The sequence below is a fragment of the Myxococcales bacterium genome, assembly GCA_012513515.1.
In the GTDB taxonomy this organism is placed as follows: Bacteria; UBA10199; UBA10199; order 2-02-FULL-44-16; family JAAZCA01; genus JAAZCA01.
In genome coordinates, this window is the sequence record JAAZCA010000036.1 from 84,945 (window position 1) to 107,711 (window position 22,767).

A 22,767-nucleotide genomic window follows, 5' to 3' on the forward strand; every position below is an offset into this window, starting at 1 on the left:
GAAATTTTCTGGCATGCGAAGTGCAATTCATCTCATTCATGAAAACAAACCTCTTTAAAATGATTCGTAATAGCAGGGGGCAGGCGGCGACGGAGTATATGCTGGTCATAGCGGTCGTTGTCCTGGGGCTCGTATCCGCCGCGAGCCACTTCATCCCCGTGTTCAACAGCGCGGTGGCGGGGCTTGCGCACAACGTCGCTGGATGGCTCACCACCAACCAACAGATGTCAAATCCGCAATGAGAAGAGGATATCTGAAATGTGGTGCAGGATTCGCGTCGGTGGAGATGATTCTCGCGATTCCATTTGTAGCCGCGCTTATCTTCGGCTTTGCGATGATAGTCTCGGCTTCAATAGGTGGGATGACCGATTCGATGCGCTCCTTTTACATTTCAAGAGGGCGCTCGATGTTCTGTGAGGGGTTTTGTCTCCCCCGGGTGGAGTCCAAGAAAATCCTGCCTTCTTTGCAAGCGCTTCCCCCTGATCTTTCAAATGAAATTCTAAGGGGAGGAGATACCCCCTCGCCTTACTGCAGATCTTCCGGAGGATATCGCCTGTGTGCGCTATGAGATTTGGAAATTGCCGCGGCTTTTCGTTCATTATGACGATGATGCTGGTTCCTGCTTTCATGGCGGCGCTTTCCGCCGTGGTCCTGATCGGACAGGTATCGATCGCGAAGATGCGTTTGCAGATCGCCGCCGACCGCGGTGCCTATATCGGTGCGATGACGCTCGCAAAATCCCTGAACGAAATCGCATCTTCCAACAGAGCGATCCATTCGGCTTTTAAGTCCATAAGAAAGGATTTTATCGGCGACATGCAGCAGAGCGAGTCCGCCGCAAGAGAAAGGATAGAGAGGTATCAAAGCGAGATCGGGCTCGAGTTTCAAAAGGTCGGCAGAATTTTGACTCGAGCTCCCGAGCTCGCCCGCTCGTACGCCCTTGCGGTAGCCATGTCAAACGCCCCTGCATCTGAGTTGGAAGTCATAGTAAAAGCCGATTTTGCCATATCAGACCGACTCGATCCGGATTTTCAGTGGAGTCGGCTTTCATACGATTTTGTGGAGGGGGGTAATTTTGCCGATCCGGAGGGGGTCGGGCACGGCTATTTCGATGCCCTTTCGCATCTGCTCAAAGAACGGCGTTTCGATGGATGGGTTGCGGTCGTCGCGGCGCAGCCTGTCGCGCCTTTGTCTTTGTCCACTTCTTACGGCGGAGTTTTTTCTGTGACGGCGACCTCCGCTGCCAAGGCCTACGGCGGATCGATAGTTAATTACGCTATTTCCCACCATGAAGATCGCCAGTCTATGTCCAATGAAATTCTACCCGACTGGCTGTATAGGGCGGCGATGATTCCTTTTGAGCTGCTTAAGGGAGGGGGATGATGAGGTTTTCTTTTGGTGAGGAGGGCTTTGCGGCTCTGGAGATAGCGGTGGCGGCTCCGCTCGCCGCGCTCTTCATAGTCATTGTCATGCAGTTCGCCGGTATCTTTCATGCAGCCATGAAAAATATCTCGGATGCGAATCTCGAAAGCTCGCTCGCCGCGCAGAAGTGGGAGATCGCCAATGCGCTCAATGGGATGAATAGGCCGTGCATCGAACGTTCAGGGGCGGACCGCTATAATTCGCGGAATTTGCGCATACCGACAGGAGTCGGTGACTCAGTTCTTCAAACATTCACGGGTCAGGGGGTTCTCCTCTATTATGAAGATATCTGCGATGATTGAGTTTCTCAGAAAAAATAAAGGGATTGCTGTTCCCGCTATAGCGGCCCTGGTCGCAGCTTTTTTGGCGATGGGACATATCGAACGAAAGGAGCGCGAGCTGCTGGGTTTTGCCGAACCTGTCGAAGTTATAACGGCTTCGGAGGATATCAAGGCGGGGGATATGATATCGATCTCTGCGATAACCCGCGCTTCAGTTCCCAGAAAATTTCTCACCCCGCGTCCAATTTTCAATATTGTTGAAGCTGTGGGAAGGGTCGCGGCGGTGACAATACCCGAAGGGTCTCAGATATCGCAGACCTTTCTGCTGCCTGAAGGGGAGATTCCTCTCTCATCGATAATTCCGGACGGAATGCGCTTGGTCACACTCCCGCTGCCGGAGTCCTACGGCCAGATGTATATTTCAAGAGGGGATCGCGTCGATCTTATCGCTACTTTCGATCTCAAGGAAAACGGATCTGCAAAGGGAGCCTCGTTCCATCTCGTCGAGGGCGCATTGGTTGTTGCGGCCGGGGATAGAAATGATCATTCGGTTTCGCCACGTCCGAAACAAAAGGAGGCAGGGATGTTCGGTGGGATTAATGGCATCACTTCAGAAAGGGGAACGAAATCGATCTCGATAGCGGTTGCCCCGGGGGATGACAGCAAAATCTATTTTGCCTCCCACTTTGGAGAACTTTCTTTTTCCCTTCGGCCTATGGGCGATTCGGAGGATTTCGAAAGCTCCCCGGCCACCATAGAGTCAATCGCAGGAAAGTTTCATGAATTGAATGAGAGGGGAGTCCGGTTTAAGGAATTTCGTGGGAGATGAGATGCATAGGCGGTTTAAAATTTTTATTACGTTGTTCCTCATCGGTTTCGGGTTATCATCGGAAGCTGGAGTTTCCGATGCTTCCGATCTGCCGGAGATCATGACCCTCGTCAGGGGACAATCCAGGACCATGAATCTTGAATATGAGGTCGGCGACGTAGCGATAGCCGACAACAGATGCTGCGACTTCCAGGTCTCAACCGATAGAAAAAACCTATATCTCTCGGCGAAGGATCGAGGTGAGACCTCTTTGACTGTTTGGGATTCGTCAGGTGAGAAACGCGACGAGTTCAGGATCAGAGTCGTTGTAAGTACTCTGAAAGATATCCTGGATGCCGCTACCGAGAGATTCGGCTCCCTTGATGGAGTCAGGATTGAGATCAGAAATGGCAGGGTTGAGATAGAGGGAGAGGTGGCTGATCCTCGTGAGTTTAGAGAAATAGAGTCGTTTTCATCACGCGATTCGAACGTAAAAAATTCCACGCGGTTGTCTGAAAAATTGATAGGCAGGAGGGCTCAGCTGATCGAGGAGAGCATAGGGATCCATGGAGTTAGGGCGCGCCCGATGAGGGACAAGATACTTCTCGAGGGGGTTATCTATGGCGAAGCGGATCGAAAGAAGGCCCTTGAGATAGCATCCCTTTACTCCGATGAAATTGTGGATCTCCTGGAGGTGAGGGATGTCGGGCGCAGGATCGGCGATGGCGAGTTGGTCGAGCTGGAATTTCACATGATGGAGGTTAAGAAGGGGGCCCTGCGCGAACTTGGGCTTAGCTGGGCTCCGGGCGCCGTACCAAGTGGTGGCTCTGGCAACGGTTCGTTTGGCGGGGATGGAATTCTTTCCTCGATAGGTGATCTGGGAAGGTCGGTTTTGGGTTTTGTCTTTCAGTTTATACCGAAACTCAAGAGCATACGCGAGCGCGGCGAGGGAAGGGTTCTCGAAAATTCATCGGTGGTTATAAAAAGCGGCGATGCGGGAGAAATATTCAGCGGCTCCGAAATTCCTTTCTATAGGGATGACGAGGTCGGTTTTAAAAAGGTCGGAATAGAAATAAAGGCTGAGCCGGTTGTCATTGGAGATTCTGTAGACATAAAGCTCAAGACGACTCTTTCCTCACCTTCTCCCGATATCAGGGGCGCGGTGGATACTCATACCATATCCACGACCGCGCTTTGTCCGCTGGGATATAGCGTGGTGATAGGAAATATAATCCGCAATGTCGATGTTAAGATGAAAAATCGAGTGCCTCGCGGAATAGACACAAGCTCGGCTCTGTTTACATTGTTTCTTTCGAGCGATTTTCAATCCAATCGCTCTGAGTTCGTTGTGTTCATCACGCCCAAAAAGGTCAGAGTTCCGTCTCCCGGCGCCGTTAAGCTTGCTGAATTTCTTTCACTAGAAGAAAAAATAAATTCCGACGCAGAAGGTAAAAGAGGTATCCCGGAGAAATCTGCCTCAGCAAAAAAAAGGAATCATAAACAGCGGGGTGCGCGCAGGGCAAGGGGGCATAGGTGAGGATCGTGGCGGTTTCAGGGATCGAAGAGGGCAGGGATCTTGCGGATTCGATTTCATCTGTCGATTCCGGCATGCGGGCGGAGAAGATCGGCTACATAGTCCTTATTTCTGAATGTGGTTTGAAGCATGGGCTGGCGTCCTATGAGGAATATAATCGTCTGTTCGATGAGTTCGATTCCAATTCGTTCAAAAATTATGTGAGGGCTAAGGGAGTATGCGGCCAGGCTCTGGTCGTTGGTGAAAATGAAATTTCGGAATCGGTTTTTTTCGCCATCGGCGAAGCCTACGATCTAATGATTTTGGATAGACGATATCCATGGAGCGGTAAAATGCCAGGAAATATTCCCATCCCTCTTGTTTATTTTCTCGGGGCCTGTGAAAGGGCCGAAGTCTCCCGGATGTGTAGGAATGCGGCTAAAGAAATCGGCTCATCTTCACCCTTCGTGCCGGTCGGTTTTGCCATGCGAAGCCACGACCTTCATTCATCGGTCGTGATCGCGAGAAGGTCGGAATTGGCTTTCATAGGATCTTTTGACGATCCTTCGATTGTGGCGCGGAGGCTATTCGACCATTCAGCTCTTTACGAATCATGCGTGCGTGTAGGCGAAGTCCTTGGTTATGAAAGTTCTCAAAAACCTCCATCTTTGCCACGGCCATCGTCACCAGCCGCGGTTATAAATTCCGAACTTTGCGCCACGGATCTCTTGGGATGTCAGGCAATATCAGACCTTCTCGGCGACGAAGATGTCACCGAGATAATGGTGAACGGATATGATCGGATATATGTCGAAAAATCAGGAATAATATCGAAGGAAAATTGTTCATTTGAAAGCTCTGAGGCCCTTCTCTCTTCCATCGAGAGGCTTATATCGTATTCAAACAGAAGGATAGACGAGCTTCATCCCATGGCGGACGCCCGCCTATCGGATGGATCCAGAATAAATGCGGCGATTCCACCCATATCGATAGATGGTCCGGTCATGACCATCAGAAAGTTCAGACGAGATGTCGCTTCAGCGAAAGACATAGTGGAGGGCGGTACGATTTCCGCGGATGCTATGGAATTTCTCATGAAATGCGTGGCCAGCCGAGGCAGTATCCTCATATCCGGGGGAACCGGCTCTGGTAAAACTACGCTGCTGGGCATACTCGGCTCTGCCATACCTTCATCCGAACGCATTATCACAATAGAAGATGCCGCTGAGCTTTCACTAAAGACGGATCATGTGGTCAGGTTTGAATCGCGTCCGCCTAACATAGAGGGACGCGGAGAGATATCCATCAGGGACCTTCTGAAAAACGCGCTGCGAATGCGGCCGGACAGGATAATAATAGGTGAATGCCGCGGAGCGGAGGCGGTCGACATGCTGCAGGCGATGAACACCGGCCACGAAGGTTCTCTTGCGACGATCCACGCAAATTCTCCGAAGGATGCGCTCTCCAGGCTTGAGACCATGGTCCTTATGGCGAAGGTGGAAATTCCGATATTGGCAATAAGGGAGCAGATAGCCAGGGCGATAGATTTCGTCGTTCAGGTAGTCAGATTTGCCGACGGAAGGAGGAGAGTTGTGAGTATTTCAGAAATAACAGGAATAGATTCTGGCGTTATAGGCATGCAGAGTTTGTACGAATACAGAAAGAAGGGTGATCTCCTCTTTTCCACAGGTATGCGCGCATCTTTTTTTGACTCAGGCGATACTGCGGGAGAATTTTTATGACCGGATTCATAGTAGCCGTGCTTCTCTTTGGATCTGTCTTTGTATTATTTTCGAATCTCTCATTAAAATCGATTTTAGATGAACTCAGGAGGCGTATCGGTGCGTTCTTTTTTTCAAGGAGGATGAAGAAGTGCAGAGACCAGATTTCTACAGCGCTGGCTGTAGTGGCCAATTCGCTACGCGCAGGGATCTCGCTGCAACAGTCGATAAAATCGGCTTCCGATGAAATTTCGGCCCCTCTCGGAGAAGAGCTGGCCGCCTTAACTTCCGATGTCGAGAGCGGCGTCTCGATAGAGCGCGCAGCGGATAAAATGGCTCAAAGGGTCGCTTGCGAGGAGGCGATTTTATTCGCGCAATCGATTTCGGCGCTTCGCAGATGCGGTGGCGATATGATTGCGGCTCTGGATATCGTCATGGCGATATCGGCTGAGAGAAAACGCCTTTCAGATAAGATCAAGACCTGCGGTGCTCAAGCGCGTTTCCAGATGTGGACGCTTGCTGCAATGCCATGGTTTCTCGTCGTGGCGCTGCATTTTGTATCTCCCGGATACGTCTCTCCGTTGATTCGAAGCAGGCTTGGAATTTTCTTGATCATGATAGCGTTGAGCCTCGAGGGGGTCGGTATTTTCTGGATACACCTGCTTTCAAAGAGGGCTCTTCGATGAGTATCTCCCGTCTTTTTATGATTTTTGTGGCGGCGTGCATGTTCGAATCAACTCCTTTTTCCGCTTACGCACATCAAGGTCGGTATCTCGTCGCATATTCCTTCGATGAGAAAGGTGCGCGCGTGATTGATAGAAAAATAATAAGGAAGATCGATTGTGTTTCGATGAAGGGAAAGATGAAAATAACGGCGCCAGAATTTGCGTCGGCTTTTGCATGTTCCGCCATATCCAGCGGCGGAATAGTGCTGGCCGATGTTGAGGGGGAACTCTTTTCTATTTCCGTTAGGTTGGGAGCTTTGGATGACAGATGCGCGGAATGTCGTAATTTATCCGTCGAGTCTTTCATCGATACTGGAGCTTCATCGCCTCCAGAGGAACTCGTGTGCAGAAATTTTTCAGGCAGCGGCAAGGTCCTGCTTGATAAAAAGGGAAATGCTACCGCGGGCGTGGCTGAGATCAAATTTAAAAATAATTGTGAAGGATTGTTTAAGCGGCGGGATTCAGATGAATCAATTTTCGATATGGCGTGGGCGTATTTGGGGTAATAATTTTTATGGAAAAATATATCTCATCGGCAATAGCGGGGTTTTTGGCATTCAATATGGTTCCACCCCTGATACGCAGAATAAACTCGTTTATGCTGGGGATGGATGCGGCTGCGGAGCGAGAGCGTTCTCCGCTGCTTAAATTTTTACTTCCGGTGGCATCTTTTGCCTCTGCCCTAGTGGGGGATTGGAAATTTTTCAAGAACGACAAATATGAAAGAGACTTTGTCATTTCAGGCCTTTGCATGCGGACCGACTTGAAATCATTCGCGCTTATGCATGCTCTTGTATTTCCGGTGGCAGGGGCTCTTTGTTCGATTCTCTGTTTTTCCTTCGGGATTCCAACCATCGTCATCGGATTAGCCGCAGGGAGGTTTTTAGGGCATGCATGGATTTCTGCGATGATCAGGGAAAGGGCGCGATCGATAGAAAGGGATCTCCCATTTTTGCTCGATCTTATGAGTATATCGATAAGCGCGGGGAGCGATTCCATACAGTCGATGATAAGGATATCTTCAAGGCTTGGAGAGGGTCCTCTCAAAGAATTTATTTCGGAAGCTGCGCGGAAGATGGCGTCAGGTAAATCCAGGAGAGAGGTTATGTCAGAGATGGCGGCCAAAAGCCCATCTCCAGAACTTGCATCTTTCGCATCGCTGTTGGTCAACGCGGAGAGGCTTGGGGTCGGCGTCAGCAAATTTCTCCGCTCTCAGGGCGCGAGCATGAGAAGCTCCCGCCTTATGGAACTTGAAAGGCGCGGTATGGTTGCGTCGCAGATGATGGTTATTCCAATAGTCATGCTGATAATGCCGGCAACCTTCATCGTATTGTTCGGGCCTGTGATCGTGCGTTTTGCCAGCGGAGGAGTAGCGGCGGTGATGGGAGGTGTTATTTGAATCTGTTCTATTTTACAGGCTGGGTCCTCTCCGTTTGTGCAGCTTTTTTTCTTTTCGTGCTCCCGGCTATCGCAGGCAGGGAATCGAGTTTGCATGAACGCAGTAGCGATTTGGAAATTTCAAAGGCGCTTCTTGATCTTTTTGTCGCAACAGATGGGAAGGGCGCCATCCTCATCGGCGAGTCAATGAACGTGATCCTTAGCAGTGAAAGGGCGAACTCCCATTTCGCTTCTGTGGACAGCCAGACAGGGGGGCTTTCTACGGAGTTTAAGAGAGAGTATCTGACCGCTCTCCACATGCTCAAGGAGAACGGCAGCGCTTCTTGGAGGTCGCCTCGAAAAGGCGGCGAATTGTTTTTTTCAGCCCGTCTGCTGTGCGATCGTGTAACGCTGGTGAGATGTTCCGATGAAGTCTTTGAATCTTAAGAAAGGAGCTCCTTCTGTGAGCAGAAGAGTTTTTGTCTGGTTTCTCCTTGTCGTTGGGGTCGTTTTTCTGTTCATCGGAAACTTTAAGTTCGACAGGAAATCTGAAATCGTGGCTCTTCAGAAAAAAGATTTGGAGGATATGAATGTGCCTGAAACATCACAGGAAATTTCCAGACTCCTCAAGCTCGAAGCGGTTCGCCGTGTCCAGCTTGGTGATTTCATCTCCGCTGCCGCAATTTGCAGGCGTTCCGCTTTTTTGGATCCAGAGAGCGGTAATTGTCAGGAATATCTTTTGAAAAGAGTCGATAAAAAAATGGCCGGATTAAAGTCGGCGGTAATTTCACTGGAGGCGTCGGGGTTTCCCGGTGAAGCTTCGCTGATGGCGCGAAGCGCGGAGAGAATCGAAAGGATGGAGGTGCCGGAGTGAGGTCTCTTATTTTGAGCTCCGTTTTTTTTATTTTTATAGCTTCGGCTATTTCGTGCTCAGGGGCGGGAAGAGTAGGGGAGGGAATCGCTATCGTGGATGAGGAGTCAGCCGCGGGCGAAATCCCCGCGGGGTTTCTGAAGGATATCAGAGGGCACATATCTAAGGGGGATTTCGTACAAGCCAGGGCTTCTGTGCTTGAGGCCCTCGAACTTTTTGGGTCAAACCCGAGCATCGTCAAGCTTATGGAGTATATTCAAAAGCAATTTGAGCGGCAGAAAGATGTAGATGCCAAGAACTCGGCGAAACTTTCGGCGGTTTCATCCTATGTCGATGCAATTCTTTCCTACGAGTCGGGGGAAAATGAAAAGTCTCTTCGGGAGATCGAAACTTCCCTTTCCGATCTCAAAAAGTTTGCCGCGGAGCCTCCCATTCTAAAGAGCGTTTTGCGCGCAAAGGGTTTCGTGAGCGGGTTAGTAGGGGAGTCGTGTCTTGCCTTGGCCGCAGAAATTCAACAAAAAATACGAGAGGCATCAGGCATGGAGGACCCTATGGCGATGCTGTCGGCGCTTCACGATGCGTGGTATCATCCTGAGCTGTGCGAAAGGGAGAGGGGGCGAGTTTTTTCTGCAGTCGAAGCGGAGCTTGCAGAGCAGATGAGCCTCTTTCAGGAAGAGGAAAAATTTTTCGGATGCTCCAAGCAAATTCCTTTCTATAAGGTGCTATGCCAGAAGTTTCCGGATGCGATATCGTGCCGGGATGCAGAGTCGAGGATTGAAAGGTGTTCAAAGGAATACTGATTTTAATTTACGCTCTTGTATCGTTGTGCCCGTTTGGCCTCTATGCCGAAGTATGTATGTCCGGCGAATCAGCCTCGGAGATCGGAGCAGGTCTTGATGTAGATTTTATGGACTTTGAACTTTGTTCTGGCGACGGCGTTATTTTTAAAGACAAGGGCGTTTCGATCGAAGTTGACTGCCATAGGAAGCCCAAAAATAATTTCAAGAAGGGATGGATATATATATCATCTCCTGATGGTGGTTTTCACGCCAGATGCGGAAATAGATCGAGCGAGCCCTCTTCATTCTACTTCAGATGTCGTGATCTCCTCAGACGATTTTCCAACGAAGGTATCTCGAGCCCGGCGCGATGCTCCAATGAAGATGCGATGTATTTAAACGAAACCGCATCCCGTTTGCTGTCTGAAGGGGATTTCTCTTCCGCGGAAGCGTTTTCACGCCGTGGAATCGCTGCGGATTCTAAATATCTCCTGAATTATCTTGTTTTGGGGAGATCTCTTTTGGCTAAGGGGATTCGCGAGGACGAAGTCATCTCCGAGCTTATAAGTCTGGGATCGAAGGCCCCCCACAGCGCAGATGTAGAAGCGATGCTTTCAAAGCTGTCGAGAATGGAACTCAGATGAGAGACTCTTTAGGAACCTCTGAAAAGCTAGCTGTAACAATAACTTCGACCATGGACAATTGACCATCGACCAAAACATCAAGAAGCTAGAATCTAGAAGTGAGAAGCGAGATTTCTACAGGCGAAGCCTCTCGCTTCTAGCTTCTGTTTTTTCCAGTCACGGTCGTTGCTGGATCCCCGATAGAACCATTCGGGGATGACAATCACGCCGTCATTCCCGCATGCTGTAAGCCGCCGCTACCGCGGGGTTCCAACCGTTCACCAGTCACAAGTCACGAGTCACAAGTCACGGTCGTTGCGGGGATGACAAGCGCATAGCTTTTAGAGGTGCCCTGAATTTGCTGATTTTTCAGAGGTTACTATACTAGACAATGCGTGTGCCACTAAACTTATCCGACTGTCGTTCTTCCGAATGATTGAAAATTATTATTTAATGTGCGAGTATCCGCCGCATGAAGAGTAAAAGAGCGGCCAAAGGTAAATCACGGGTTAATGCTAAGACTAAGACTAAGTCTAAGACTAAGACTAAGTCTAAGTCTAAGACTAAGTCTAAGACTAAGTCTAAGTCTAAGTCTAAGTCTAAGGTCAAGCTTAAGCCTAAGAGCAGGACTAAAACCAAGACCAAAGCCGGTGTAAAAAACTCCAAGACGATCAAGGCTAAAAAGAAAGCCTCTGTGAAGGGTGCGACCAAGAAACCCTCTGACGGAGTCAGGAAATCCAAGCCCCTTCCGGTTAAACCTCCATCGTTAGAAGGCAAGGGAATAAGGGAGCTTGCGGCTGCAATATCATCTTATATCAAGGCTCTTGGATTTGATCCCGTTTTGACGGGGCAGGGGTGTGCGGCAGTTTACGGCGCTTCCGGAATTCATCTCAGGGGGCTTGAGTTTGTGATCAGCGAATACATCTCGAAAAAAATCGAGGCCGCGATGAAGGAGCTCGGTTTCAAGCACCTTGTCCATCGCACATATGGGTCAGAGAAATTGGGGATAGAGGTCAGCTTCCTTCCCCCTCCAGTATGTGTTGGCGACGAGATGGTTGGCGATATTCCTGTGATCAAGACCTCCTCTGGTGATCTGAGCCTGCTTTCGCCGACCGACTGTGTAAGGCATAGGCTTGCGTACTATTACCGGTTTGGAAACAAGGACGGACTTGATGAAGCCCTGATCGTCGCCCGCAAAAACAAGGTAGATCTGGATCTTATAGAGCGCTGGTCTCACTGGGAGTGGGCTTCGGATAAATTTCAGGATTTTCACGACCTTCTCCGCGGCTTCATGTAGCTTGAGCGGTCTTTCTGCTTGGTCGGGCATATCTAGGTGATATTATTAATGATTTTATGATATATGAATTTCCTATCCACGCTGTATATCCACAGAATTCTTCACAAAATGCATATCAACTACCAAAAAAACAGAAAAAAATCCCTTTAACTTGCCTTTAAATAAAAAAATCGCTACGTTTCAGCAGGTTTTTGGACGTTTTTTACTTTATAGAGCAGATAACGTCCTAAAGTTAGCGAGGATGGCGGAATTGGCAGACGCGCTAGACTTAGGATCTAGTGGAGCGATCCATGGGGGTTCAAATCCCCCTCCTCGCACAGCTTTTAAGTAAACCGACGATCGCGGTGAGATCGAAGATTTGGAGAGAAAGATGCCCACACAGATTACGCAGGTTGATTCCATACGTCAGTCGATAGAGGTCGAGGTCAGCGCAGAAGGGGTCGATAAGGCTATCGCCGCTGCTATGAAAAAGATGAAGGCGAAGTTAAAGCTTCCGGGTTTTCGCAAGGGGAAGGTTCCGGACAGTATGATACGTCAGAGGTTCAGCGATGAGCTTCTCTCTGATGCTATGCGCGAGGCGGTCAAAGCGAGCTACCCGAACGCTATAGACGAGTCCGGTGCTAGTCCAATAACCCCTCCCGACATACTGCCGGAGAGCGAGTTTAAGTCGGGCAGCCCTTTTAAATACAAAGCGACCTTCGAAATATATCCGGAGGTCGATCCCAAGGGGTACGATTCCCTCTCCCTTGAACGTGTGAAGGCTGAGGCTACTGACGAGGAGGTTGAATCCGAACTGAAGAGGCTTCAGCATCAGATGACTCAGCTCGAACCTGCACCAGATGTTGGGATAGGACACGGGTTTGTCGGTCTCATCGATTTCAAAGGTACAGCCGACGGCAATGCATTTCCAGGCGATGCGGCTGAAAATTATGTCGTCGATTTCGGGACCGGCAATCTTCTCAAGGAATTTGAAACGCAGATCGCCGGAATGAAGGCTGGCGAAGAGCGCGACATAGAGTTCCACTATCCGAAGAATTACTTTCGTGTTGAGGTGGCCGGGAAGAAGGGCTTCTTCAACGTTAAGATGAAGGAGGTGCGAAGGAAGATAGTGCCTGAAATCAACGACGATTTTGCCAAGGAGATCGGAAAATTCAAGGATCTGAAAGAGGTGAAGGCCGACCTCAAGAAGCGGATACTCGAATATAAAGAGGTGATGATTAAAAACGACCTGATGGCTCAGGCAGTTAGAAAGCTGGTAGAAAAACACAAGGATATCGAGGTTCCGACGCCGCTCGTCGACTCCGAACTGAAAAACATGCTCGAACAGATAAAGCGTCAGTACGAATCTCAGGGCAAGAAATTCGAAGAGGTGAAACTCGACCCCAGGCAGTTTGTAGAGGCCAACGTCGAAGAGGCTACGAGCCGCGCCCGCGGTTTCCTGCTCGTCAATGCGGTATCAAGTAAGGAGAACGTCCAGGTGTCCGATGACGATGTCGAGGAGCGAGTTTCGCAGATAGCGCAACAGTCGCGTCAGACTCCTGAACAGATCAAGGAATATATCGAGAAAAGTAACCAGATGGAGTCGCTCAAGGCACAGTTGATATTCGAAAAGACCTTGGAGTTGATCATCTCCAAATCCAAGATCAAGTATGTGAAGCAGGGAAAATCCGAGAAGAAGGAAAAGAAGGAGAAAAAATAAAATTCGGTTGTCATCCTCGGTGCTTTAATCCACTGCATGCGGCGGCTTAAATTTGTGGGAGCGATGGATCTTCGAAATTGAGTTTTTAGATAAATCAACTCAGGACAAAGAGAGGGCTTCGATATGATCAAGAACGAGCTCATTCCGATGGTGATAGAACAGACGCATAAGGGCGAAAGGGCCTACGACATATACTCCAGGCTTTTGAAGGACAGGATAATCTTCATAGGCTCTCCCATAACCGATGATCTTGCGAACGTAATAATTGCACAGCTTCTGTTTCTCGAATCCGAGGACCCGGACAGGGACATACACCTGTATATAAACTGTCCAGGAGGGGCTGTGACAGCCGGTCTTGCGATATACGATACGATGCAATACGTTCGCCCCGATGTGTCGACGCTGTGCATGGGACAGTCGGCGAGCATGGGCGCCGTTTTGCTTGCGGCAGGCGCGAAGGGGAAGAGGTTTGCGCTTCCTCATGCCAGGATGATGATTCATCAGCCGATAGGCGGCTTTCAAGGGCAGGCCTCCGATATCGCCATACAGGCACAGGAAATTTTGTGCCTTCGCGAGAAGCTGAATCAGCTTTTAGCCAGCCATACCGGTCAGGCCTTGGACAAGATTAAGAATGACACGGACCGAGATTTTTTTATGAGCGGCGATGAAGCGAAGGCCTACGGCATAATCGACGAAGTAGTGCACTACAGGTCCGCCAAAGAACGCGGCAAAGACGGCAAAAAATAGAACTTAACTCCCTTTCGCGAGATGCGGAAAGTTTTGGAGGTTTTAAAATGGGTAAGACTACCGATGATGGCGGCAACGACGTTATGAATCTATCATGTTCCTTCTGTGGCAAGAGCCAGAGGGAAGCCAGGAAGCTCATAGCGGGCCCCACCGTATATATCTGCGATGAGTGCATAGAGCTTTGCAACGATATTATAGCGGAAGAGAATATACGCGCTCCGATATCCGGGGACAGGCTCGGCGTTCCTAAGCCGGCAGAAATTAAAAAAGTTCTCGATGAATATGTAATCGGTCAGGACTATGCAAAACGCGTTTTGTCCGTAGCGGTTCACAATCATTATAAGAGAATCGAACATGGCTACAGGCGGCATAGCGATGATGTGGAAATTCAGAAATCGAACATATTGCTCATAGGCCCAACGGGGACGGGAAAAACTCTCCTGGCGCAGACGCTGGCGAGGCTTTTGAAGGTACCTTTTGCGATCGCTGATGCGACGACGCTTACCGAGGCCGGATATGTCGGCGAAGATGTTGAAAATATAGTTCTAAATCTTTTGCAGGCCGCGGATTTCGACAAGGCCAGGGCGGAGAGAGGGATTATCTATATCGATGAAATCGACAAGATCAGCAGGAAATCCGAGAATCCGTCGATAACTAGGGATGTGTCGGGGGAAGGTGTTCAGCAGGCCCTTCTCAAGATCATAGAGGGAACCGTCGCAAGCGTTCCGCCCAAGGGTGGGAGGAAACATCCTCAGCAGGAATTCATACCCGTCGATACGACTAATATCCTTTTTATATGCGGTGGAACCTTCGTAGGTTTGGAGGATATCATAGAAAGAAGGGTTGGGGAGAAGAAGCTCGGCTTTGGAGCGGAGGTAAAGGGCAAGACCGACCGCAGACCGGGCGATCTCCTGAAAGACGTCCAAACCGAAGATCTCCTGAAGTACGGCCTTATCCCGGAATTTCTTGGGAGGCTCCCGCTTACCGCTACGCTGGAAGAACTCTACGAGCCTGCTCTCATGAAAATTCTGACCGAGCCCAAAAATGCTCTGGTTAAGCAGTATCAGAGGCTTTTCGAGATGGAGAAGATCAAGCTGGAGTTCGCATCAAACGCGATAGAAGCGATTGCAGAGGATGCCGTCAATAAAAAGTCCGGCGCCCGCGGTTTGAAGTCCATCATAGAAAACGTGATGCTGGACATCATGTATGATATTCCATCTCGCGACAACGTTCGAGAAGTCCTTATTGACGCCGATGTGATAAGAAAGAAAAAGCCACCAGTCGTTGTCTACGACAATGAGGAGAAGAAGGCCGATTCGGCATAATTTTGTTGAGGTTTAAATTTACAACAACAGGATAAGGGGGAAATATGTCAGATGATGTAGCAGGGGCAGGAGTTAACGCCAAGAATTCCGTATCCGGTGGTAATAGAATTTTAGTTCCGCTTCTTCCGCTGAGGGATATCGTAGTTTTCCCTCACATGGTCGTTCCGCTTTTTGTGGGCAGGGAGAAGTCCATCGCTGCGCTGGAAGAGGCTATGAACAAGGAGAAGGATATACTTCTCTCCGCGCAGATCAATCCGAAGACCAACGACCCCAAACCGGAGGATATCTACAAGGTCGGAACTCTGGCTGCGATAATCCAGCTCTTGAGGCTTCCCGATGGGACGGTCAAGGTCCTGGTGGAAGGCAAAGGACGCGCTACTGTCATACAGTATCTCACCAACCCAGATTTCTTTTTGGCCGAGGCAGAGCCTTTCACGGAAGAGAGCGAAGTTACCGTGGAAGTGGAAGCCTTGATGCGCGGAGTGAAAAACACCTTCGAACAGTATGTAAAGCTCAACAAGAGGATACCGCCTGAGATGCTCGCTTCCGTTTCCGCGATAGACGATCCGTCCAGGCTCGCCGATACTATCGTGGCGCATCTCTCACTGAAATTGCCTGATAAGCAGAGCATACTTGAAATTTCGTTTGCTGGCGAGAGGCTTGAGAAACTCCTAACATTGATGCAGTCAGAGATAGAGATATTGCAGGTTGAGCGCCGCATACGTTCTCGCGTGAAGAAACAGATGGAGAAGACGCAGCGCGAGTATTATCTCAATGAACAGATGCAGGCTATTCAGAAGGAGCTTGGGGAAAGGGATGAATTCAAGGCTGAGATAGCCGAGCTTGAAGAAAAGGCCAGGAAACTCCGTCTCACCGACGAAGCCCGCGATAAGGTGATGAAGGAGATTAAAAAACTGAAGATGATGAGTCCGATGTCGGCGGAAGCTACAGTCATTCGCAACTACATCGACTGGATTCTCACCATACCATGGAGTGAATTCACCAAAGACAAGATAGATATCAAGGAGGCTGAAAGAATTTTAAATGAGGATCACTACGGCCTCGAACAACCTAAGGAGAGAATCGTCGAATATCTTGCGGTCAGGGCTCTCGTAGATAAGATGAGAGGTCCGATACTTTGCCTGGTGGGCCCTCCGGGAGTTGGAAAAACTTCGCTGGGGCGTTCGATCGCCAGATCGACGGGAAGAAAGTTCATAAGGCTGAGCCTAGGTGGCGTTCGTGATGAAGCGGAGATCAGAGGTCACAGAAGAACCTATATCGGCGCAATGCCCGGCAAAGTGGTGCAGAGTATGAAGAAGGCCGGATCTAGCAATCCTGTTTTTCTCCTAGACGAAATCGACAAGATGAGCATGGATTTCAGAGGAGATCCGTCTGCGGCGCTGCTTGAAGTTCTCGATCCGGAGCAGAACAGCACATTCAGCGATCACTATCTGGACATCGATTACGACCTCTCTCATGTCATGTTCATAACTACCGCCAATACCCTCCCTTCTATACCTGCCCCGCTGCAGGACAGAATGGAGATCATAAGGATACCGGGGTACACGGAGCTTGAGAAAATAAAGATCGCCGAGATGTACCTCATAAAGAAACAGCGTGAGGCAAATGGAATCACAAAGAAGAACATCAATTTTACCGAGTCCGCCATCAAGTCGATCATACGACGTTATACCCGAGAAGCTGGGGTGAGAAACTTGGAGCGTGAAATAGCCTCGATATGCAGAAAGGTCGCGCGCGAGGTGGTGGCCAGCGGAAATCACGAAAAGATGGTCAGGATAACTCCGAAGAAGGTTCAAAAATATCTAGGTGTTCCGAAATTCCACTATGGCTTGGCGGAAGAGCACGATCAGATCGGTGTTACCACAGGGCTGGCCTGGACCGAAGTTGGCGGCGAGCTTCTGACCACCGAAGTTTCAGTCATGCCCGGCAAAGGCAAGCTCACAGTCACTGGTAAACTCGGCGAAGTTATGCAGGAATCAGCGCAGGCGGCGATGAGCTATGTCCGTTCGCGAGCTGAGGATCTCGGATTGGGAAGGGAATTCTACAGCAAACTCGATATTCACATCCATCTTCCTGAAGGTGCGATTCCAAAGGATGGGCCAAGCGCGGGTATAACCATGGCGACCGGAATAGCTTCAGCGCTTCTAAAACTTCCGGTCAAAAAAGATATAGCTATGACAGGGGAGATTACGCTGCGCGGAAGAGTTCTGCCGATCGGCGGTATCAAGGAAAAGCTTCTTGCGGCGCACCGGGGCAAGATCAAACAGGTCTTGATACCAAGGGAGAACGAGAAGGACCTTAAAGAAATTCCCAAGAAAATTCTGAAGGAGCTCAATATAGTTCTTGTCGATCATATGGATGGGGTTCTCATGCACGCATTGAGGATCGACGATCCGAAAAAGCTGTTCAGACACGGCAAGAAGGGTTTTGTCCCGATGGGAATGGAGGAGGGACGGGACTCGCAGCATTCCCCTGCAATATCATAACGTTTGATTTTACAAGGAAACCCGGCCCTGTTTTGAGGCCGGGTTTTTATTTGATCGGGCCCGATCAAAGTGCGGCCAATTAAACGATGGGGGCCGCTTCTCCACGTCTACGTGATCCGATATGATTTTTTCGACAACATTTCTGTCGAACTCAGGATAGAGTCCGATTTTGTGGAGCCAGGAAGCTATTTCGAGCCAGGTTGTTCTGGGAGAGTCTTTGCCAATTACGGTTGTGAAGTGATCACCGTTTTCGACGATGTGAATTTTCTTGCTAGATGAGCCTATCTTTTTAAACTCGGGTTCTATGTTTTGTTCCGCTTTAGCGAGTCCATCCCTTCCTCCGGCTATAGCCATGACAGGGATCGATATGTTGGGCAGCACCGCCGATATTGGTCTTCCCTCCGAGGTGGTCAGTGAACCATCACTCGATGAAAGTATCTTCATGAAATGTTCTATCATCGGAGTCGGCATCGGCTCGAGGCATTTTCTTATGAATTTTCCTATGATCCTCTGGTTTATGTGTGCAAAGTCCTCTCCAGGATAGTAGAGAGTTGCCAGGGCCTCACGCAGCAAAGGAATCTGCGCACTGACTTTGAAAGCCACCTCTGTGAGGGGCGAAAATCCAGCGAGGAGTTCGGAGGCAAACCTGACCCGTTCGCTCACAAATCCCAAAGGATCCGCGCGCCTTTCGACGCCGGCCTGTTCCATGAATGAATTTAAAGCATCCGCGCTTTTGCTGACTTTCAGAAGGATCCTGATGAGCATTTCATCCGGATATTTCCATCTTAGCGGACTGCATAGAGGAACGAACCCGGCTATCTTGCTGGAATATGGGAGCTTGCTGCCGATGTAGTCATAAAGCATATCTCCGCCGAGGCTGTGGGCTATAGCGACTATCTTGTCATACCCCATCTCGACGTTTATATACCTGAGTGCGCTGCCTATGTCGTTTTCTTTTACGACATCGAAGGTCGTGCCAGGAGGGATTTCATATTTTACTCCGCGCATATCCGGCCTTGCTGACGGATCTGTTACATATGCGCTCGTGTTTCTTACATATCTGTTCTGAACCTGAACGCAGTTGCGCATGTGAAGATAGAACACCTTGAATCCGAGATAGGCAAAAAAACCAAGAAAAGTTTTTAGCGTGTCTATATTTGGGATCTGACCTCGGCCGTCGATAGGAAATAGGCCGAAGTTTGCGTTCATGAACATGCCGTGGGAAAAAAATATCGCAGGTAACTCCTCGCTTCGTTCGATATCGTTCGCGGAGGATGACGCTGCTATTCTGTCAAAGGAGATCTCTCCAAGCAGTAGGTCGACCTTTTCATCCAGGCTTTTTATGAAATGATCCCGTTTGGTCAGAAAATACGGCGCCCTTCCGCTTATGCGTTCGGTTTCCCTTTTTTGCATACCGGTTTCGCGTAGCCCGCTTACAATTCTTGTCAAATTGAGTCCGGCAGAGGAGTATGCGGAGGCTGCAGCATTCAATCCGAAATAGGCGGCGTCAAGGGCCGCTCCTGTTGCCATCCCTCCGATCCTGTGGATGAAGTTTGGCAGGATCGGTGAGAAAGGCGGGCGGTATAATCCGGCGAGGCTTTTAGGCTGCATTGAGGGCCACCTTCTAAAGCCGATTCCCTTTGGAATTCGTCTTACCAGCGAAACCCCGGATGACGTACTACGTATAACGTGCTATGTCAAATCGTTCGATATTATTGCTATTTTTGAACTTCCCACCCTTCGGCTCTGGCTCTTAACAATATTTTTTTTGCAAATTCAGCACCCAGATATCTTTCGTAGGCATATCGCTCGGTGACGAAGACCGCCAGCCAAGAATCGGCTGCAGCAGCCACGGATGATATGATTAGCGTATAGTCAAGCGGTGAACCCTCGTATTCAACCGAAACAGGGAAATAGACGCGGAATCCGTTGTCGAATTCCAGGTCTTTGGCGCTGATATCGGCGCCGGAATTTGCGGTGCAGCTCTTGACGAGATTCCAGTAGGATAGCCCCTCTTCTTTTCCTGCGGAAAGTATGTATCGGAATTTCTGTCCGACGACCTTCATGGCGTATAGGAATGCCTCTTCGCCCCTTTCCGAGTCTCTGGAATTGCAGTTGGTCGGGGTCGAGTCAACATAATCGGATAGGAATCTTATATTGTCCGGTCCATCTATGATCTCCTGTGCCTTTCTTGCATTCATCGGAGTTGCGTACATACTAACCGGCAACCCGATCTTGAAATGTTTGGTGATGTCGCTGCATTTGGATATGCCGCTGAAATGCGGGGAATTTGCCCAGTCGTAGCCTTCCTGACAGTCGGCCTTTACCGGAAGGGTCTTGCCTATAAGTCCCAGCTTCATGGCATTGCTTGGCTTCAATCTGGATGACCTGTAGCTTTCCCTTTTTTTATTGTGATTTTGAGGAGTGATCTCGTCATCGGCTGTGATGACCTGGCAGATGTTTTCCTCTGTAAAAAACGAGCTCATCGTGCGGGAGAGTATCTCCGGTTTGTTCATCGGGAAATCTTTATATCCCTTTGTGAAGCCGGATCTTACAAAATCGCGGGCCTTCGATCTGATCGCCTTGAGCCCCCCTTCGCTTATAGAGCATTGCAGTTCGCCGCTATCATCGGTCCAAAGATGCACGGAGTCATGATCTCTCCAGGTGATGGCAGAGGTTCGAAGTTTCGTAGTTTCACCTGATGCATCCCTTCCTGTATCTATCGTTGACATCGTTCCTCCATTTTGAATCCGTGGTCTGTAGCTGAATTGGAGCTATCATCAATATGCGATGCAGCATAAAAGTAGTTTGTTAGGTCCAAAATCAAAATTTGTATTTTTCTACTTCAAATCATCGTATGGCGGGTCATCCTTCTTCCTTTCAGACCTCGCAGGTCGTCAGCTTGCCATGGAGCTTTATCGTCATCCATGCAAAAAGGTTGTGATATTTAATCAAAAGACCCCTCAAGTCGGGAGATGCTCTCAGGGACTCAATTTGCAGCGTGCAGCGTTAAATTATCGTGGCTGATTAGTCAATGAGAGTTGTTCTTGATCGCTCGCCTTTCTGAGGCTATACAATGGCAAAGGAAATTCGATCAATATGGAAATGATACTCGGCAATGAGGTATTAGTCCTTCTGGCGGTTATATTCACCGGTTGTTCACTTGGCCTAGTTCGCATACGCGGGATAGGTATGGGCAATACGGCCTGTCTTTTTACCGGTCTCGTGGCTGGGGCCATGGGGGCGTCGGTGCCTCAGATAATAGAACAAATAGGGATACTTTTTTTCGTCTATTCGATCGGCCTTTCGATGGGGCCCCGGTTTTTTCATCTGTTCAAGGGCAGAACTGGCTTGAACATGATAATCCTTTCGGTTTCGACGGTTGTCGTCGGCGTATTGATCTCGGCGGTAGGATCCCTGATCTTCGAACTTCCGGAAGGAGCATTCATAGGAGCTTTTGCTGGCTCTCTCACAAGCACCCCTACGTTGGCCTCTGCGCTGGATGCGCTGATAGGAGGTTCCTCGATTTCTCCGGAGAAGATGTCGATAGCCTACACTGTGACATACCCCCTGGGCTTTCTCTTGATAGTTCTTTTTGTCCAATACATACCGAGGATCTACAATAAAAAATTTCAAAGTGAGATGGAGCTGGAGAAAAACAGGCACATACAGAACGATTTTCAAACGAAGTCCTTTCTTTTAGCTAATAAAAATTTCATCGGTAAGAACCTGAAAGGGATGGCTGTGCACAGGTTCTGCCATGTGAATGTTACAAGGATCAAGCGCGGGAATGAGATGATCTACGCCTCTCCGGACACCGTGTTCGAGGATGGCGATATTGCAATAGTCGTCGGCCTTCCGGAAGAGCTTTCCAAATTTGAAAGTTTTTTTGGCGGAAGGTGTGAGGTCGGGTTAGAGCCTCTCTCCGGCATGAATGTCAAAGATATCGTTCTTGCGAATACGAGGCTAACACGATCAGCGCTGAGGGATCTACGAATTCCTTCGGCCTATGGTGTGACGGTTACGAGGATCAGGAGAAGCGGCACTAATATAACTCCGCACGGAAACACGATGCTTGAAATGGGAGACGAGATAAGGATCTTCGGCAGTGCCGAAAATATAAAACGTTTTGCCGAGATTGCCGGTTCTGAAAGAAAGAAGCTGGACGAGACCAATATCGTGATTCTCTCCCTCGGGATGTTTGCCGGGCTTGCGCTCGGTCACGTACCCTTTGAGATGGGCGGTATGACTTTCCGTCTTGGAACTGCGGGAGGGTCCCTGCTGGTGGCGCTGCTTCTCGGCCATTTCGGGAAGATAGGCCGATGGTCCGTCAGGCTTCCAATAGCGACCAGAATATTTTTGCGCGAATTCGGGCTCGTATTTTTTCTTTCCTCTGTCGGCGTTTCGTCCGGAAGCAAGCTTATCGGAGCAATGATGGGAGCGGACCTTATCCTGCTGATCCTTCTCGGCGCGGTCGTCGCCGTGGTTACCATGGTGGTCTCGTACTTCATAGCTGTAAAAGTCCTCTCCATGCCGATAGCGGACTCGCTTGGAGCGGTATGCGGCGCGATGACCAGCACTCCCGCTTTGGGAGTTTTGATAAATCAAATTGATGATGACTCTCCCACGTTTGCGTACGCAAGCGTGTATCCCATCGCCACCATTCTTCTTACGGTATCGGGGCAACTACTTGTCTGGTTTAGCTTGATTCTAGCTTCTTCGTCTTGATTCCTAATCTTCATCTTCATCTTAATCCCGATTCTGATTTTGATCTTAATAACGATTATTTTCGAATATAAATTAGTCTTACAAAAGGCGGATCAAAGATCAGGGATCATGATTCGACCCACTCCCGTAACAGCCGTGACTGGTGACTGGTGACTAGTGAACGGCTGGAACCCCGCGGTAGCGGCGGCTTACAGCATGCGGGAATGACGGTGTGATTGTCATCCCCGAGTGCTTTAATCGGGGATCCCGCAACGACCGTGACTGGTAACTCACTTCTAGATTCTAGCTTCTTGATGTTTTGGTCGATGGTCAATTGTCCATGGTCGAAGTTATTGTTACAGCTA

22 protein-coding genes and 1 tRNA gene are annotated in these 22,767 nt (G+C 49.4%); 21 read left to right on the forward strand and 2 right to left on the reverse strand.

From position 1 onward, the window contains the following. Positions 1-59 precede the first annotated feature (59 nt). From GX659_07750 to lon, 20 genes are all read left to right on the forward strand, one after another. Positions 60-242: a hypothetical protein gene (locus tag GX659_07750; GenBank protein ID NLD28671.1), complete on the forward strand. Its 183-nt coding sequence runs from the start codon at positions 60-62 to the stop codon at positions 240-242. Further along, positions 239-568, forward strand: coding sequence for a hypothetical protein (locus GX659_07755; protein NLD28672.1), 330 nt, complete (start codon positions 239-241; stop codon positions 566-568). The genes GX659_07750 and GX659_07755 overlap by 4 nt, the downstream gene beginning before the upstream one ends. A gap of 32 nt (positions 569-600) precedes the next feature. Then, positions 601-1,383, forward strand: a complete 783-nt coding sequence (locus tag GX659_07760) for a hypothetical protein (protein ID NLD28673.1) — start codon at positions 601-603, stop codon at positions 1,381-1,383. Next, entirely contained in the window at positions 1,380-1,724 is a 345-nt protein-coding gene (locus GX659_07765) for a hypothetical protein (GenBank protein ID NLD28674.1), read from the forward strand. The genes GX659_07760 and GX659_07765 overlap by 4 nt, the downstream gene beginning before the upstream one ends. After that, positions 1,702-2,532, forward strand: coding sequence for a Flp pilus assembly protein CpaB (gene cpaB, locus GX659_07770; GenBank protein ID NLD28675.1), 831 nt, complete (start codon positions 1,702-1,704; stop codon positions 2,530-2,532). Before GX659_07765 ends, cpaB begins: the two co-directional genes overlap by 23 nt. Position 2,533: 1 nt before the next feature. Further along, on the forward strand, positions 2,534-4,048 hold the full coding sequence (locus GX659_07775; protein ID NLD28676.1) for a hypothetical protein: 1,515 nt from the start codon (positions 2,534-2,536) through the stop codon (positions 4,046-4,048). Further along, the gene (locus GX659_07780; GenBank protein ID NLD28677.1) at positions 4,045-5,766 is read left to right on the forward strand and encodes a CpaF family protein; all 1,722 of its coding nucleotides are present in this window, start codon (positions 4,045-4,047) and stop codon (positions 5,764-5,766) included. Before GX659_07775 ends, GX659_07780 begins: the two co-directional genes overlap by 4 nt. After that, positions 5,763-6,431: a hypothetical protein gene (locus GX659_07785; protein NLD28678.1), complete on the forward strand. Its 669-nt coding sequence runs from the start codon at positions 5,763-5,765 to the stop codon at positions 6,429-6,431. The genes GX659_07780 and GX659_07785 overlap by 4 nt, the downstream gene beginning before the upstream one ends. 38 nt (positions 6,432-6,469) lie before the next feature. Further along, positions 6,470-6,976 (forward strand): hypothetical protein, encoded by a 507-nt coding sequence (locus GX659_07790; protein NLD28679.1) that lies wholly within the window; start codon positions 6,470-6,472, stop codon positions 6,974-6,976. Positions 6,977-6,984: 8 nt separating this feature from the next. Continuing rightward, complete coding sequence (locus GX659_07795) at positions 6,985-7,869, forward strand: type II secretion system F family protein (GenBank protein NLD28680.1); 885 nt, start codon at positions 6,985-6,987, stop codon at positions 7,867-7,869. Next, entirely contained in the window at positions 7,866-8,294 is a 429-nt protein-coding gene (locus GX659_07800; GenBank protein ID NLD28681.1) for a hypothetical protein, read from the forward strand. The genes GX659_07795 and GX659_07800 overlap by 4 nt, the downstream gene beginning before the upstream one ends. A gap of 16 nt (positions 8,295-8,310) precedes the next feature. After that, entirely contained in the window at positions 8,311-8,721 is a 411-nt protein-coding gene (locus GX659_07805; protein ID NLD28682.1) for a hypothetical protein, read from the forward strand. Positions 8,722-8,813: 92 nt separating this feature from the next. Continuing rightward, a complete protein-coding gene (locus GX659_07810) occupies positions 8,814-9,518 on the forward strand; it encodes a hypothetical protein (GenBank protein NLD28683.1) in 705 nt (234 codons plus the stop codon). A 56-nt stretch (positions 9,519-9,574) separates the two neighbouring features. Beyond that, on the forward strand, positions 9,575-10,141 hold the full coding sequence (locus GX659_07815) for a tetratricopeptide repeat protein (protein ID NLD28684.1): 567 nt from the start codon (positions 9,575-9,577) through the stop codon (positions 10,139-10,141). 451 nt (positions 10,142-10,592) lie between these two features. After that, entirely contained in the window at positions 10,593-11,417 is an 825-nt protein-coding gene (locus tag GX659_07820) for a hypothetical protein (GenBank protein ID NLD28685.1), read from the forward strand. 235 nt (positions 11,418-11,652) lie between these two features. After that, a tRNA-Leu gene (locus GX659_07825) sits at positions 11,653-11,734 on the forward strand. Positions 11,735-11,787: 53 nt separating this feature from the next. Next, the gene (tig, locus tag GX659_07830; protein NLD28686.1) at positions 11,788-13,116 is read left to right on the forward strand and encodes a trigger factor; all 1,329 of its coding nucleotides are present in this window, start codon (positions 11,788-11,790) and stop codon (positions 13,114-13,116) included. Positions 13,117-13,239: 123 nt separating this feature from the next. Next, a complete protein-coding gene (clpP, locus tag GX659_07835; GenBank protein ID NLD28687.1) occupies positions 13,240-13,863 on the forward strand; it encodes an ATP-dependent Clp endopeptidase proteolytic subunit ClpP in 624 nt (207 codons plus the stop codon). Positions 13,864-13,910: 47 nt separating this feature from the next. Continuing rightward, entirely contained in the window at positions 13,911-15,188 is a 1,278-nt protein-coding gene (gene clpX / locus GX659_07840; GenBank protein NLD28688.1) for an ATP-dependent Clp protease ATP-binding subunit ClpX, read from the forward strand. Between the two features lie 44 nt (positions 15,189-15,232). Continuing rightward, the gene (gene lon, locus GX659_07845; GenBank protein ID NLD28689.1) at positions 15,233-17,695 is read left to right on the forward strand and encodes an endopeptidase La; all 2,463 of its coding nucleotides are present in this window, start codon (positions 15,233-15,235) and stop codon (positions 17,693-17,695) included. A gap of 9 nt (positions 17,696-17,704) precedes the next feature. Here the strand turns inward: lon and GX659_07850 are convergent, their stop codons facing one another. Beyond that, positions 17,705-19,306 carry an alpha/beta hydrolase gene (locus GX659_07850; GenBank protein ID NLD28690.1) on the reverse strand — a complete coding sequence of 534 codons (1,602 nt, stop codon included), beginning with the start codon at positions 19,304-19,306 and terminating at the stop codon, positions 17,705-17,707. A gap of 107 nt (positions 19,307-19,413) precedes the next feature. Next, positions 19,414-20,427, reverse strand: a complete 1,014-nt coding sequence (locus GX659_07855; protein NLD28691.1) for a hypothetical protein — start codon at positions 20,425-20,427, stop codon at positions 19,414-19,416. 367 nt (positions 20,428-20,794) lie between these two features. Here GX659_07855 and GX659_07860 point away from each other — a divergent pair, with 367 nt between their 5' ends. Then, positions 20,795-22,423 (forward strand): hypothetical protein, encoded by a 1,629-nt coding sequence (locus GX659_07860; GenBank protein NLD28692.1) that lies wholly within the window; start codon positions 20,795-20,797, stop codon positions 22,421-22,423. The last annotated feature ends 344 nt before the right edge of the window (positions 22,424-22,767 follow it).

Excerpts from the sequence above, each read along its gene's own strand:
- GX659_07750 (NLD28671.1), top strand. The coding sequence starts at position 60 with ATGATTCGTAATAGCAGGGGGCAGGCGGCGACGGAGTATATGCTGGTC.
- GX659_07755 (NLD28672.1), top strand. The coding sequence starts at position 239 with ATGAGAAGAGGATATCTGAAATGTGGTGCAGGATTCGCGTCGGTGGAG.
- GX659_07760 (NLD28673.1), top strand. The coding sequence starts at position 601 with ATGACGATGATGCTGGTTCCTGCTTTCATGGCGGCGCTTTCCGCCGTG.
- GX659_07765 (NLD28674.1), top strand. The coding sequence starts at position 1,380 with ATGATGAGGTTTTCTTTTGGTGAGGAGGGCTTTGCGGCTCTGGAGATA.
- cpaB (NLD28675.1), top strand. The coding sequence starts at position 1,702 with ATGAAGATATCTGCGATGATTGAGTTTCTCAGAAAAAATAAAGGGATT.
- GX659_07775 (NLD28676.1), top strand. The coding sequence starts at position 2,534 with ATGCATAGGCGGTTTAAAATTTTTATTACGTTGTTCCTCATCGGTTTC.
- GX659_07785 (NLD28678.1), top strand. The coding sequence starts at position 5,763 with ATGACCGGATTCATAGTAGCCGTGCTTCTCTTTGGATCTGTCTTTGTA.
- GX659_07790 (NLD28679.1), top strand. The coding sequence starts at position 6,470 with ATGTTCGAATCAACTCCTTTTTCCGCTTACGCACATCAAGGTCGGTAT.
- GX659_07795 (NLD28680.1), top strand. The coding sequence starts at position 6,985 with ATGGAAAAATATATCTCATCGGCAATAGCGGGGTTTTTGGCATTCAAT.
- GX659_07815 (NLD28684.1), top strand. The coding sequence starts at position 9,575 with ATGTCCGGCGAATCAGCCTCGGAGATCGGAGCAGGTCTTGATGTAGAT.
- GX659_07820 (NLD28685.1), top strand. The coding sequence starts at position 10,593 with ATGAAGAGTAAAAGAGCGGCCAAAGGTAAATCACGGGTTAATGCTAAG.
- tig (NLD28686.1), top strand. The coding sequence starts at position 11,788 with ATGCCCACACAGATTACGCAGGTTGATTCCATACGTCAGTCGATAGAG.
- clpP (NLD28687.1), top strand. The coding sequence starts at position 13,240 with ATGATCAAGAACGAGCTCATTCCGATGGTGATAGAACAGACGCATAAG.
- clpX (NLD28688.1), top strand. The coding sequence starts at position 13,911 with ATGGGTAAGACTACCGATGATGGCGGCAACGACGTTATGAATCTATCA.
- lon (NLD28689.1), top strand. The coding sequence starts at position 15,233 with ATGTCAGATGATGTAGCAGGGGCAGGAGTTAACGCCAAGAATTCCGTA.
- GX659_07850 (NLD28690.1), bottom strand. The coding sequence starts at position 19,306 with ATGCAGCCTAAAAGCCTCGCCGGATTATACCGCCCGCCTTTCTCACCG.
- GX659_07855 (NLD28691.1), bottom strand. The coding sequence starts at position 20,427 with ATGTCAACGATAGATACAGGAAGGGATGCATCAGGTGAAACTACGAAA.
- GX659_07860 (NLD28692.1), top strand. The coding sequence starts at position 20,795 with ATGGAAATGATACTCGGCAATGAGGTATTAGTCCTTCTGGCGGTTATA.